This window comes from Amycolatopsis bartoniae (assembly GCF_014191255.1).
Classification (GTDB): domain Bacteria; phylum Actinomycetota; class Actinomycetes; order Mycobacteriales; family Pseudonocardiaceae; genus Amycolatopsis_E; species Amycolatopsis_E bartoniae.
In genome coordinates this window covers 181681-194756 of sequence record NZ_JACHWH010000001.1, presented here as the reverse complement: position 1 = coordinate 194756, position 13076 = coordinate 181681, and the positions used below count along the sequence as shown (strand labels likewise).

Below are 13076 nucleotides of genomic sequence, written 5' to 3'. Positions count from 1 at the left end.
GAGTTCCACCCGCCCTCACAAGCCCCGCAAGGGAACCCAAGGAAAAGGAGAAACCCCTAATGCAGACCTGGGCAAAGCGTGGAATCCAGACCGCGCTGGTCACGGGTGGCCTGCTGATGCTGGGTACCGGCATCGCGTCGGCCGACGAGAACGTCAACCCGGACACCCCGGCCGGTCCCCTGGACCTGAACGCGAGCATCCCGGTCGACATCTCCGGCAACGCGCTCGGAACGCTGGGCAAGCAGGTGGACCTGCCTGACATCCACAAGGAGTTCAGCACCGCGCCGGCCACGGACCGGGTGAACCACGCCCTCGCCCGGGCCGCCACCACCGGAGCGCTCAAGCCCACCGCCCCCGGGTTGAGCAAGGTGAACGGGGTGACCTCGAAGGTCACGGGTGCCGCGAGCCAGGCAGGGCAGTCGCTGAGCAGCGCGACCGCCAAGCGGACCGACCAGGCAACCCCGCCGTCGGTCGAGCCGAACGGTGACGTGTTCGAGGGCAACAAGGTCGTCGGCAACGTCGTGGTGCCGATCCAGATCACCGGCAACGCGATCGGTGTGCTGGGCAACGCCGAGACCCACACCCACTCCGACCAGACCTACACCCGTGACACCGACATCGACACCACCGGTGCGCACGGTGGCCTTGCCGGCAACGCCGTGAACCTCGACTGGGCCCTGCCCGTGCAGATCTCCGGCAACGCGCTCGGCCTCGTCGGCAGCGGCCGGACCTCCGGCAGCGCCGCGCAGTCCGCGGCCACCACCGGCGACGTCGAGACCGACGGCACCAACGGCGCGGCGGCGGGCAACGTCGTCAGCCCGCAGGGCGCGACGCCGGTGCAGGTGTCGGGCAACGCGCTGGGTGGGTTGCTCGGCCACGCCGAGACCGACTTCAACGGCGTCAGCGAGGCCGACTCGGGCGGCTACGTCATCACCGAGGGGTCGCACGGTGCGGGCACCGGCAACGTCGCGGCGCTGCCGATCGCCCTGCCGGTCAAGGCTTCAAACAACGCCGTCTCGGGCGGCGGTGACGCCGACGCGCACGGCAGCGCGGTCTCCTCCGCGATCGCCGGGGACACCACGCCGGGTCTGCACGACGCGCCCAGCTACATCCAGACCCACGGCGACAACGCGTTCCTCGCGGGCAACGTCGTCCAGCCGCAGGGCGCCGTGCCCGCGACGGTCGTCGGCAACGCCGCGGCCGTGGTCGGCAACTCGCTCGCGGGCTCCGGCGTGGGCCGCGCCGCGAACATCATCGGCACGGAAGCGCAGGCCGGTGGCTTCACGTCCACCGCGGGTCGTGACGGCGCCGCCTCGGGCAACATCGTCGACGCCCCCGTCGCGCTGCCCGCCGAGGTGTTCTGCGCCGCCGGCGCCGTGATCGGCACCGCCAACGCGGGCGGCTGCGAGAACGACATCGACGCCACGGCAGGCGGCGGCACCTACACCAACGGCAACGGCTCGTTCCTGGGCGGCAACAGCGTCCACCCGCAGCCCGCCGGCACCGCCGAGGTCTTCGGCCTTGGCGGCGCGGTGATCGGTAACGCGTCCGGCACCGCGAGCGAGACCAAGACGGTCACCGCGGGTGGCTACAACGGCAGCCAGGGCAACGACTCGACCGGCTCCGGCAACGTCGCTCAGGTCCCGGTGGCACTGCCCGCCGAGCTCTTCGGCGCGGGAGCCGCCGTGGTCGGCCAGGGCACCGGTGCGGCCGAGGAGTGCAAGGACGTCACCGCGGGCGGTGGCGGCAACACCCAGGACGACCACGGGACCGGCAGCGCGAACCTGGTGGCGGCGCCGATCTCGCTGCCGGCGCAGGTCTTCGGAGCCGGTGCGTCCCTGGTCGGGCAGGGCCGGGGTGCGGCGACCACCGACACCACCTCGACCGCGGGTGGCGACACCAACGCCGACGGCAAGGAAGGCACCGCCGCCGGAAACCTCGCCCAGGTCCCGGTTTCGCTGCCCGCTCAGGTGCACGGCGTCGCCGCTGCCCTGGTGGGTAACGGCTTCGGCGCGAGTGACGACCTGACCGACTCGACGGCGGGCGGCGACGCCACCGCGACCGGTGAGGGCGGCACGCTGGCGGGCAACATCGTGCAGGCACCCGCGGGTGCGGCTGCCTCGGTGTTCGGCCTCGCCGCGGACTGGGGCGGCGTGGCCCACGGCGACGCCGTCAACGACATCGCGTCCACGGCGGGCGGCGACTCGGCGACCAACGGCAACGGCGGCTCGATCGCGGGCAACGTGGTCAGCGCACAGGCGTTGCCGATCGCCCAGGTCTTCGGCGACGCGGCCAGCCTGGCCGGCGTCGCGCGGGGCGCGGGGCTCAACAACAGCGAGGTCACCTCGGGCGGCGACGTGGCGACGTCCGGTGTGGACGGTGCGCTGTCCGGCGACATCTTCGACGTCCCGGTGCCCGCAGTGGCCCAGGTGTTCGGCGTGGCCGCTTCGCTGAGCGGTGTCGCGCACGCGGTCGCGGACAACACCACCGTGGGCACCGTCGACGGCGAGACCCACACGGCCGGTTCGGAGCACGCGCTGTCCGGGCTGGACCGGCAGGTCCCGGTGGGCGGCGCCGTGCAGGTCTTCGACATCCCGGCCGGTGTGGTCGCCGTCGTGGACTCGCAGACCCGCAACGTCACCGAGCTCGACGTGGCCGACCGCGCGGCGCAGCTGAGCATGCCGATCAGCACCTCGGAGCTGGAGGCGGCCCACCTGCCCACGCTGCCGAACCTGAAGAGCCTGCCGCTCAAGCGGACCGAGGCCGCGCGGGCCGACCGCGCCGACCTGACCGACATCGTCACGCGCATGCCGGGTATGCCGCAGGCGGGCAAGCTCCCGTCGGTGGGCGCGGTGCCGGGTGCGCAGGCGATCACCGAGGTCCTGCCGAAGCTGCCGGTGCTGCCGGGTGCGGACGGCGTGGTCGGCGGGCACGCGCTGCCGGGTCGCCTCGGCGACGTGATGCCGCAGATCCAGGCGCCGTCACTGCCGAACATCGACGCCAGCCCGGCCACGCTGCTGAACAAGTCCGGCGTGCTGGGGCTGGGCAACGGCAAGCACATGAAGCTCTGAGCTGACTGACGGACGGGCCCGGGAGCAACGGCGCTCCCGGGCCCGTCGTTCAGCCGAGCTGCACCGAGCGCTTCGCGAGCCCGTACCAGTAGCCGTCGATGACGGTCTCGGGCTTCGCGTCCTCGCTCCCGGCACCGAGGGAAACGAACAGCGGCGCGAAGTGCTCGATGCGCGGGTGCGCGAGCGCCGCCGCGGGCGCCTTGTGCTGGAAGTCCAGCAGGGCGTCGACGTCCCCGGTGCGGAGCACCTCGTCACCCCACTGGTCGAACTCGGCTGACCAGCGCGGCGGTTGCCCGTCGGTGCCGTCGACCTGCCGCATCGCGGCGAGGTTGTGGGTGAAGAAGCCGCTGCCGATGATCAGCACGCCCTCGTCGCGCAGAGGCTTCAACCGGCGGCCGAGCTCGAACAGCTCGCGGGGGTCGAGCGACGGCATCGAGACCTGGAGCACGGGGATGTCGGCCTCCGGGTACATCTCCACCAGCGGCACGTAGGCGCCGTGGTCGAGGCCGCGGTCCGGCGCGTCGTGCACGGGCCTGCCGGGACCGTGCAGCAGCTTGCGGACCTTGGCGGCCAGTTCCGGCGCGCCCGGTGCGGGGTAGGTCACCTGGTAGTAGCGCTGGGGGAAGCCCCAGAAGTCGTAGACCAGTGGCACCGTCGTCGTGGCGCCGAGGGTGAGCGGCGCCTCCTCCCAGTGCGCCGAGACGACCAGGATCGCGCGGGGCCTCGGCAGCCCGGCGGACCAGTGCGCGAGCTGCCGGGTCCACGTGGCGTCGTCGGCGAGCGGCGGGGCGCCGTGGCTCAGGTAGAGCACGGGGGTCGCACTCATCGCGGGCTCCCATCTGTTGAAGATTCAATGACAGGGACGCCGCGGGGCACGGAGTTATTCCGGCGGAACCGGTCAAGAGTGGCGATGGGGTGCGTGGAGGCGCTTATCCTCGGTCATGGCCGTTCCAGTCGGGAACGTGGTGGCGTACGTGGCGGTCTGCGCCGGACCGCTGGTGGGCTTCTGGCTGGCCTCGAAACTGCCCCGCCTCGCGGACGCACTGGTCGACCACTACCGCAGCCGCCGCCCGGTGCCGGAAGGCCCACCGATCGAACGCATAGCCGCCGACCTGCGCCGGGTCCGCTTAGCGCTGGAACGGATCCCACCCCGCGCACCGGCGCTGCGCCGCCGCGCGACGGAACAGGCGTACGACGCCCTGCTGGCCCAGGCCTGCCGCGCGGTCGGCGAACCCCAGTGGCTCGACACGGTGCCCGAAGGCCTGGAACACGAGGCGGAACGTCTGCGCGTCGAGGAGAGCCTCCACCGCTGCGGCATCCTGCGGTGACCCGTCAGGTCTGGGCCAGATCCGCGAAACGGCTGTAGTGCAGCTGGTGCGCGACCACGATCGTGCTCGTCGGGCCGGCGCGGTGCTTCGCCAGGATCAGGTCCGCCTCCCCCGCGCGCGGGTCGTCGCGCTCCCACGCGTCCGGGCGGTTGATCAGGATGACCATGTCGGCGTCCTGCTCCAGCGATCCCGACTCACGCAGGTCCGACAGCATCGGCCGCTTGTCGGTCCGCTGCTCGGGGCCACGGTTCAGCTGGCTGATCGCGACCACCGGTACTTCGAGCTCCTTGGCCAGCAGCTTCAGCTGCCGCGAGAACTCCGAGACCTCCTGCTGCCGCGACTCGACGCGCTTGCCCGACGTCATCAGCTGCATGTAGTCGACGACCACGAGCTTGAGGTCGTTGCGCTGCTTGATCCGGCGCGCCTTCGCCCGGATCTCCATCATCGTCATGTTCGGCGAGTCGTCGATGAACAGCGGGGCCTCGCTGATCTCGCTCATCCGCCGGGCGAGCCGCGTCCAGTCGTCGTCGGACATGCGGCCACTGCGCATGTCGGCGAGGCGGATGCGGGCCTCGGCCGAGAGCATGCGCATGACGATCTCGATGCGGCTCATTTCCAGCGAGAAGATGACGCTGGTCATGCCGTGCTTGATGGAACATGACCGGGCGAAGTCGAGACCCAGTGTCGACTTACCGACACCGGGCCGGGCCGCCACGATGATCATCTGTCCGGCGTGCAGGCCGTTGGTCACCTCGTCGAGGTCGGCGAACCCGGTGGGCACACCCTGCGCCGTGCCGCCGCGGGACGCGATCGCGTCGATCTCGTCCATGGTCGGCTGGAGCAGCTCCTCCAGCGCGATGTAGTCCTCGCTGGTGCGCCGCTCGGTGACCTCGTAGATCGCGGCCTGCGCGCGGTCGACGACCTCGTTGATCTCGGCGCCCTCGTTCGCGGCGCCGTAGCCGTACTGCACGATCCGCGTACCGGCCTCGACGAGCCGCCGCAGGATGGCCTTCTCGGCGACGATCTCCGCGTAGTACCCGGCGTTCGCGGCGGTGGGCACCGTCGCGATCAGCGTGTGCAGGTACGGCGCCCCGCCGACGCGGGCCAGCTCGCCGCGGCGTTCCAGCTCGGCGGAGACGGTGATCGGGTCGGCGGGCTCGCCGCGGCCGTACAGGTCCAGGATGCAGTCGTAGACCGCCTGGTGCTTCGGCAGGTAGAAGTCGCTGGGACCGAGCGCCTCCACCACGTCGGCGATCGCGTCCTTGGACAGCAGCATGCCGCCGAGCACCGACTGCTCCGCCGCCACGTCCTGTGGCGGCTGCCGGTCGAACTCACCGCGTCGCGGCCCCGGGTCCTCCGGCCCGGGGTCGGATGCGTAGGCGGGACCGCGGTCGTCCGTCAGCGCCACCGCGCGGACACCTCCTCGTCAAGCGAACACCAGTTCGATTATGCCGTCTCATCGGCTCGCCGCCCACCTCCCCTGGCGGGCGTGTCGCGCACTGCGCGCTACTGCTTCCCGGGCACGCTAGATCCCTCGGAAGGAGCAAGGCAAACTCGCCTGTTGATCGAGTGGGGACACCCTGTGGACAACTTGTGGAAGGGTGGCCCCAACGAATCACAACTGCCGCCGAGTCTGTGGACAACCTGGGGAACATTTCTGCCTGAAGGGGCATATCCGCAGGTCAGACCCTGTGGGCAAGCTGTGGAGAACTTTGCGGAAAACTCGTCGGCGTGTCGCGCCCGTACGCGCAATCGGCGTGTCGTACCGCGAGTTGTGCACCCCGGTGAGTACTCGCCTGTGGATGAATGCTACGGACGGTGTGCTTTCAGTCTTCTGGGCCATGTGGGTGGTACCGGGTGGGTTCAGCCCGGAACGCTCTGTGCGTTCCGTAACCACTCGCCCAGGACCTGCGGAGACGCCGGGGTGAACACGACGAGCGACTCGCCACGTCCCGGTCGTTCCTCCATCAACCAGCGGCCTTCGGCCGTATCCACGAAGTTCAGCGGACGTTCACACCGCCGCCGGGCACCACTGCGGGTGCGCGCAGCGACGTAGAGGCTGCCCGCGCCGGTGCGCGGCAGCTCCATGATCCGCCTCATCTCCTTCGCGGGCGCCGGGGGCGCGTCGCGGCCCGAGCGCATGACGGTGTACTCGCCCTCGGGCAGGGCGTCGCGGCCCGCCTCGAACTCGGACTTCGTGGTGACGAGCGGCTGTCCCGTGGCGGGCCGCGCGGGCGGGATCTGGTTGACGAACCCGGGCAACAGTTCCTCCGGCCGTTCGGGCGCGAGGATCACGGTCTCCTCGCCGAGCAGGCGGACCAGCACGAACGCGCCTCCGCTGCCGCTGCCCGCGAACACCGTGAAGTTGCCGGGCGTACCGGGGAACTGGCCGTCGAACCAGCCGTAGTACTCGACCTGCGGGCGCGAGATCGACTCGATGGCGTCGAGCAGGCCGCGGTCCATCCCGCGCGGGCCCATCAGCCCGTGCTTCGTGAGCAGCGAGTTGACCTCCTGGTCGACGGCGCGCTGGGCGCTCTCGTCGTACCAGACGGCCTTGCCGGACAGCGTCGGGTGCGGCTCGCCCCCGCGGCGGCGGATCAGGTTCAGCAGGATCGGGGTGGCGAGCTTGATGGGAGCGTTCAGCACTTCACTCGCCGATCACGGGTGGCGCGGTCAGCTCGTCGGTGCCGAACAGCTCGTTGGGGTCCTCGCTGACCAGGTACTTGGTCTGGTGCTCCTCGTCGTCGGAGCCCTTGCCGCGACCGCCGTGCGCACCCATGCCGCCCATGCCGGAGGAACCGGCCCGCCCGGAGGCACCCGCCGCCCCGGCACCGGCCAGGCCACGACCGGCCGCGGCGCCACCGGCACTGCCGCCGGCCCCGGCACCCGTGCTCGAACCCGCGCCTAGCGAACCCGACCCGGCGGGGCCGAAGCCCGCGGCGCCGATCGAGCCGATTCCGCCCCCGCTGCCGCTGCCGCCCGCGCCGAAGCCGCCGGAAGCGCTGCCGGGGCTGTAGCCGGAGCCGGTCGGGCCGAAACCGCTGGTGAAGTCGGTACCGGAGGTGCTGGGCGCATAGCCCGCGGCGGTGGTGCTGTCGTCCCAGGTGGGCGACTTGTAGCCGGGTACGTTGGGCTGGTAGCCGGTGGTCGTTCCGATGCCGGTGTTGCCGGTACCGGTCTGCGAGTTGGATCCCACGGGGAGGTTCGTGTTCGAGCTGCCGGGGATGCTGCCGACGTTGCCACCGGTGATGCTGCCGACGTTGGACGGCTGGAAGCCGCCGGGGACGTTGCCCGTGCCGGGGACGTTGCCGGTGTGACCGGTGCCGGGGGTGTTGCCCGTGTTGCCGGTTCCGGTGCCGTCGGAGAAGTTGTTGCCCTGCCAGGCACTGAACTGCGGCATGCCAGCCGCGTTCTGGGCGCTGGCCTGGTAGTAGGCGTTGAAGGCGTTGACGTTCGTCTGACCCTGCTCGTTGTACTTGCGGATCTCGTCGTCTTTGTCGCTCCACGGGTTGATGTCGTCGAGGAACCCGGAGTGCGGCGGATCGGCGGCGATCTCCTCGACCTTCGCGTGGACGGTGTCGAAGGCGTCGGCCTGGGAGGTCAGGTAGCCCTGGCTCTTGGTGAGGTTGCTGGCGGAGTCGCGCAGCCAGATGCCGAGCGGGTGCGCACCGGCCTGCACCTGCTGCGAGGCATCCCCCTGCCAGGCGGCGTCCATCGCCTTGTTGATCTCGTCGATGAGCTGGGAGCGCTGGTCGTGCACCGACTGCAGAGTGCCCGCCGCACCGGCGCCCTCGTGCAGCGAGTCGGAGCTGCCGGGGTGGATCTGCTCCCAGATCTGCCGCGCGTCGATGGTCTGCCCGCCGACGTTCGACTGCTGATGCTGAGCCTCCGGCCCGGAGAAGAGGTCGTAGAGCCCACCGGCCATCGTGCCGAGGATCCCGCCCGCCCCGGGCATGACCACGTTGCCGACGGTCTGCCCGATCAACGCGCCGTTACCCATGCTGCTCATCCCCTCCTAGGAGCTCTGCAGGTGCTGGATCATCGCGGTGGCGACCCGCTCGGTGACCGGACAGGGATTGGACTTGTTGGGGCCACTGCCGATCTGGGTCTGCACGTTGACCGCGAGTTCATCGGTCACCCCGACCCACAGCGAGCAGTCACCATCGGAGCGCGTGTCCGAGATACCGGCGTAGACAGCGGGATAGCCGCTGATGGTCGTCGGCTCGAAATACTGGTCCTTCGCCTTGTTCGCGTAGATGTCGCCGAGCCCGTTCTTGTTGGCCTTCAGGGGCGCGACGAAGACCGAGTTCAGCGACGAGGTGGCCGACTTCCATGTACAACTCGAACCCGCGTCGTTCTGAGTGACGTCACCGGAGCCGGTCAGGCCGATCTGAGTGACCTGGCTGGCGGAAAGCGCACTGCACGGATCCGCCACCAGCGCGTCTGTCGGCAGCGGGTTGGGCACCGAAGGCGCGAGCTGCGCTGCGGAGCTGCTCGTGGCGGCCGAGCCAGAGGTCGGGTTGAGGGTGGGGATCACACTGCCTCCACCACCACCTCCGGAGCAGGCGGACAGCACAGCGGCGGCCGCGAGCACGGCCGCACCGAGCTGGAAGGCCCGGGTCTTGCTCATACGATTCCCTGTCCTTGTTTCGCGGCGGCCTGCCGTGCGTCGTCGTCGGACTGCGCGATCTTCCCGCTTGCCTGCTGGAGTGCGGCTATGTAGTTCTGGATGTAGGTCCGCATGCGTTTGTGCTGTTCGAGCAGGGTAGAGCCAGACGGCCCTGCGCCTTGCGCGATGAAGGTCTTACTGGCGGGCTCGGCGCCGGGCGCTCGTACGTTCGCGATGAACTCGGCCTGGTAGATGTCGCTCTCAACGCCGTCCAGCAGCGTTTGCCACTTCTGGATCACCGACTGCACCTGGTCCGGGTCGAAGCGATACCCGCCGGGGGTGCCGTTGCTGCCCACCTGGATGGGGGCCGGTGGGGGGACGGAGGTCAGTGTGTCCACCGGCGTGTTCGCCGACGTCGGTTGAGTCATCGGCCGTCCCCTTCTCTCCGTCTCGCGTCCCCACCGCGCGAGATCAGTGTGTTGGATGCTAGCGCAGCCGGTCCGGTTCCCGTGGTCGAAAGGGAAAAGCCCCCTTCCGCAACCGGAAGAGGGCTTTTCGGGGCCTGGCAAACCAGCGGGAGTTACTCCCCGGCCGTGATCTCGACCCGCACCGACGCCTGGACCTGCGGGTGCAGGCGGGCGCTCACCTGGTGCTTGCCGACGGTCTTGATGTGGCCGTCGGTCTCGAGGATGCGCTTGTCCAGCAGCGGGCCACCGGCGGCCTTGATCGCCGCGGCGATGTCGCCCGTGGTGACCGAGCCGAACAGCTTCTTCGAGCCCTCGGCCGCCTTCGCCTTCAGCGGGACCGTCCCCAGCTGCTCCAGCTGGTTCTTGACCTCCTTGGCGTGGTCGAGGTCGCGGATCCGGCGCGACTCCTGCGTGCGCCGGATGGTCTGCACGTTCTTCTCCGCACCCTTGGTGGCCACGATGGCGTAGCCCCGCGGGAGCAGGTAGTTGCGCGCGTACCCGTCCTTGACCTCGACGATGTCGCCGGGGCCGCCGAGGTTGGCCACGTCGGTGGTCAGAATGATCTTCGCCATTGACGTGCCTCCCTTAGCGCGCGGTCGAGGTGTAGGGCAGCAGCGCCATCTCACGGGAGTTCTTGACCGCGATGGCGATGTCACGCTGGTGCTGGCTGCAGTTGCCGGTCACCCGGCGGGCACGGATCTTGCCGCGGTCGGAGATGTACTTCCGCAGCAGGTTGGTGTCCTTGTAGTCGATGAGTTCCGGACGGCCCTTCTGCTCCGCCTTGCAGAACACACAGACCTTCTTCTTGGGCTTGCGAATGGGTGGCTTGGCCACGGTGCTGCTCCTGGTAATTCCGAAAAGAGTGGTTGGTTAGAAGGGGGGCTCGTCCGCGAAACCGCCGCCGCCCCCGGCAGGCGGGGCCGAACCCCACGGGTCGTCGGCGGGCGCGCCGCCGCCGTAACCGCCGCCACCACCGCCGCCGCCGGTACCCCGGCTGACCTTGTTGACCTTGGCGGTGGCGTAGCGCAGCGACGGGCCGATCTCCTCGACCTCGAGCTCGACGACCGTGCGCTTCTCGCCTTCTTTGGTCTCGAACGACCGCTGCTTGAGCCGACCCTGCACCACGACGCGCGCGCCGCGGGTCAGGCTCTCGGCCACGTTCTCCGCGGCCTGGCGCCAGATGTTGCAGCGCAGGAACAGCGCCTCGCCGTCCTTCCACTCACCGCTGGCGCGGTCGAAGGTGCGCGGGGTGGACGCGACGGTGAAGTTCGCGACCGCCGCACCGGACGGGGTGAAGCGCAGTTCCGGGTCGGCGGTGAGGTTGCCGACCACGGTGATGACGGTGTCTCCGGCCATGGTCGCCTCAGGCCTTCGCCGCGACCTTGGCGGCCTTGCGCGGAGCGACCTTGCGCACGACCTTGGTGCGGAGGATGTTCTCCTGCAGCGACAGCTGCCGGTCGAGCTCCTTGACCGCGTCGGGCTCGGAGTTCACGTCGAGCAGGGCGTAGATGCCCTCGGCGTGCTTCTTGATCTCGTAGGACAGGCGCCGCCGGCCCCACACGTCGACCTTCTCGACACTGCCGCCGGACTGGCGGATCACGTTGAGGAACGTGTCCAGCGTCGGGGCGACCGTGCGCTCGTCGAGCGTGGGATCGAGGATGACCATTACCTCGTAATGGCGTGACACAACCACTCACCTCCTGTGGGCTCGCGGCCACGGACTGTCCGTGGCAGGAGGGTTTGTCGGGTACCAGCCTAACGGGCCGCTACGACACTTTTCGCAGCACCCAGGTCCGGACCAGCGCGGCGCTCACGCCGGCCAGCGCGACGACCGCGAGGAGCATGGGCAGTTGCACGGTGTTCGACGACGTGTCGGAGGCCAGCGCGTCGGCGTTCCCCGTGTTGCGCACGTCATTCTGCCCGCCGCTGGCGCTGCCGCCGAGCAGTTCCGGCGTCGGCAGGCCGGCGACCGGCGCGGAGGACGGGTAGCGCGTTCCGGGTGAGACGGCGATGCCGACACCCGGCACGGCCGCCGGGATGTTGCCGTAGTCGCGCATCGGGGCGGTCGCGGTGCCGGTGCCCGGCAGCGTCGTGCCCGGCGCGGTGGTGCCCGGCGCACCCGTCGTTCCGCCGGTGCCCGCCGAGGGCAGGGCTGTGGCGGTGGAGTAGTTGCCCGCGTACGTCGTCATGCCGCAGTTGCCCGCCACCTTGTTGGTGATCGAGGTGAGCGTCTTCTGCTTCTGGTCCGGGGTGACGCCGAGCCCGCTGTTGTTCTGCAGCGCCTGGCTCACGACGGCCGCGACGTTCTGCCCCGTGATGGTGCCGTTGGCCGCGTTGGGCACCGAACCGACGGGCAGCGCACCCGCCTTGGTGATCGTGTCGGCGAGCCCGTCCGGGTCGACGCCGTTGAGGTGCAGGAAGATCTCCTGCTCCTTCGCCCCGGTCTTGACCAGGTCGGCGAGGTCCTTGCCCTGCACGGCCACCTGGTCGCCGATGTTGCCCACGACGCTGCCGGTGCAGCCCTGCGCGAGGACGGTGCTGGCCGACGCCGTGCCCTGGAACGCGAGGCCACCGAAGACGGCCGCGAGCGCGCCGGCCGTGAGTACCCGTCGCGTCGTCCTGGTCAGGTCGGTCCGCGTTGGCATGCGCACGGGTGCTGTCCTCCAAGATCGCGGTCGTCGTCCGTGAGGGGACAACGAGGAGCAGACCCCGAAGATACTAGCTAGTAGCAGTCCCGCGCAGAACCCAGGTACGTACCAGCGCGGCGCTGACGCCCGACAGGGCCAGCACCGCGATCAGCATCGGGAGACCGACGTCACCGGGCAGGCTGCTGTGCCCGTCACCCGGCAGTGCCTGCGCCTCGCCCGCGTTCTGCACCGCGCGGCCCTGCTGGCCCGAACCGTCGCCCAGCGCGCCGACCTCCGGGGCGTAACCGGGGATCTGCCCGCCGTACCGCACGCCCGGCGAAGGCGCGAACAGCCCGGCGAGCGCGTAGGGGATGTCGCTGTAGTCGCGCATCGGCGCGTATCCCGAGGAACCGAACGGCAGGAGGTCGAACATCGCCGCGTCGCCGCCGGACAGCACCGGGCTGCTCGAACCGGGGATGAGGTTGCCCAGGTTGCCGCTGGGCGCGCCGGTGTTGCCGCCCGACGGGCCGGACTGCGGGGCGCCTCCGTTGGCCGGCGGGTTCTGCGGCGCCGGCTGGCCCTGCTTGTTCCCGCCGGGCAGGGCTCCCGCCGCGCCCTGCACGCCGGACGTGACACCGTTCGTCACTCCGGCCACCGTGTTGTCGAGCGCTCCGGCGGCCGGCGCGCCGACGACGGGCACCGGCGCGACCACGGTGTCCACGACGTTCACCGTGATCTTGCACAGCCCCGACAGCAGGCCGCCGACGATCGACGTCAGCCCGTCGGTGACGGTCTGGAGGCCGAGCGGGCTCTGGATCTTGTCCCCGGGGTGCACCGTGACCGTGTCCCCGCACTTGGCGGTGACGGTCTCCGCCGCACTCGCGGTGCCGGGCGTGGCCAGCACCGCGGAGCCGGCCAGTACGAAGGCGGTCGCTCCGACCGCCGCGACCTTTCGCGTTCGACCCTGCATTCGA

At 70.5% G+C, this 13076-nt stretch carries 14 protein-coding genes; 2 read left to right on the top strand and 12 right to left on the bottom strand.

The features are described 5' to 3' along the window. The first annotated feature begins 59 nt into the window (after positions 1 to 59). A complete protein-coding gene (locus FHX82_RS01015; protein ID WP_145932398.1) occupies positions 60 to 3071 on the top strand; it encodes a beta strand repeat-containing protein in 3012 nt (1003 codons plus the stop codon). 49 nt (positions 3072 to 3120) lie between these two features. Here the strand turns inward: FHX82_RS01015 and FHX82_RS01010 are convergent, their stop codons facing one another. Then, the gene (locus FHX82_RS01010) at positions 3121 to 3897 is read right to left on the bottom strand and encodes a dioxygenase family protein (RefSeq protein ID WP_145932399.1); all 777 of its coding nucleotides are present in this window, start codon (positions 3895 to 3897) and stop codon (positions 3121 to 3123) included. Between the two features lie 115 nt (positions 3898 to 4012). Between FHX82_RS01010 and FHX82_RS01005 the strand changes: the two genes are divergently transcribed. Next, complete coding sequence (locus tag FHX82_RS01005) at positions 4013 to 4399, top strand: hypothetical protein (protein WP_145932400.1); 387 nt, start codon at positions 4013 to 4015, stop codon at positions 4397 to 4399. Positions 4400 to 4403: 4 nt separating this feature from the next. Here FHX82_RS01005 and dnaB read toward each other — a convergent pair whose 3' ends face one another. The 11 genes from dnaB to FHX82_RS00950 all read right to left on the bottom strand — a co-directional run bounded on the left by dnaB (position 4404) and on the right by FHX82_RS00950 (position 13072). Then, positions 4404 to 5807 (bottom strand): replicative DNA helicase, encoded by a 1404-nt coding sequence (gene dnaB, locus FHX82_RS01000; RefSeq protein ID WP_145932401.1) that lies wholly within the window; start codon positions 5805 to 5807, stop codon positions 4404 to 4406. A 455-nt stretch (positions 5808 to 6262) separates the two neighbouring features. Beyond that, positions 6263 to 7045 carry an ESX secretion-associated protein EspG gene (locus FHX82_RS00995; RefSeq protein ID WP_145932402.1) on the bottom strand — a complete coding sequence of 261 codons (783 nt, stop codon included), beginning with the start codon at positions 7043 to 7045 and terminating at the stop codon, positions 6263 to 6265. 1 nt (position 7046) lies between these two features. Then, complete coding sequence (locus FHX82_RS37585; protein WP_145932403.1) at positions 7047 to 8408, bottom strand: hypothetical protein; 1362 nt, start codon at positions 8406 to 8408, stop codon at positions 7047 to 7049. Between the two features lie 6 nt (positions 8409 to 8414). Next, complete coding sequence (locus FHX82_RS00985; RefSeq protein ID WP_145932404.1) at positions 8415 to 9029, bottom strand: DUF3558 domain-containing protein; 615 nt, start codon at positions 9027 to 9029, stop codon at positions 8415 to 8417. Continuing rightward, positions 9026 to 9436, bottom strand: a complete 411-nt coding sequence (locus FHX82_RS00980) for a hypothetical protein (protein ID WP_145932405.1) — start codon at positions 9434 to 9436, stop codon at positions 9026 to 9028. The genes FHX82_RS00985 and FHX82_RS00980 overlap by 4 nt, the downstream gene beginning before the upstream one ends. Before the next feature lie 152 nt (positions 9437 to 9588). After that, positions 9589 to 10047 carry a 50S ribosomal protein L9 gene (rplI, locus tag FHX82_RS00975; RefSeq protein WP_145932406.1) on the bottom strand — a complete coding sequence of 153 codons (459 nt, stop codon included), beginning with the start codon at positions 10045 to 10047 and terminating at the stop codon, positions 9589 to 9591. A gap of 13 nt (positions 10048 to 10060) precedes the next feature. After that, positions 10061 to 10309 (bottom strand): 30S ribosomal protein S18, encoded by a 249-nt coding sequence (rpsR, locus tag FHX82_RS00970; protein WP_027941586.1) that lies wholly within the window; start codon positions 10307 to 10309, stop codon positions 10061 to 10063. Positions 10310 to 10345: 36 nt separating this feature from the next. Beyond that, positions 10346 to 10831 carry a single-stranded DNA-binding protein gene (locus tag FHX82_RS00965; RefSeq protein ID WP_145932407.1) on the bottom strand — a complete coding sequence of 162 codons (486 nt, stop codon included), beginning with the start codon at positions 10829 to 10831 and terminating at the stop codon, positions 10346 to 10348. A 7-nt stretch (positions 10832 to 10838) separates the two neighbouring features. Next, the gene (gene rpsF, locus FHX82_RS00960; protein ID WP_145932408.1) at positions 10839 to 11162 is read right to left on the bottom strand and encodes a 30S ribosomal protein S6; all 324 of its coding nucleotides are present in this window, start codon (positions 11160 to 11162) and stop codon (positions 10839 to 10841) included. 79 nt (positions 11163 to 11241) lie between these two features. Beyond that, on the bottom strand, positions 11242 to 12120 hold the full coding sequence (locus FHX82_RS00955) for a hypothetical protein (RefSeq protein ID WP_145932519.1): 879 nt from the start codon (positions 12118 to 12120) through the stop codon (positions 11242 to 11244). 73 nt (positions 12121 to 12193) lie between these two features. Then, on the bottom strand, positions 12194 to 13072 hold the full coding sequence (locus FHX82_RS00950) for a hypothetical protein (protein WP_145932409.1): 879 nt from the start codon (positions 13070 to 13072) through the stop codon (positions 12194 to 12196). Positions 13073 to 13076: the final 4 nt, after the last annotated feature.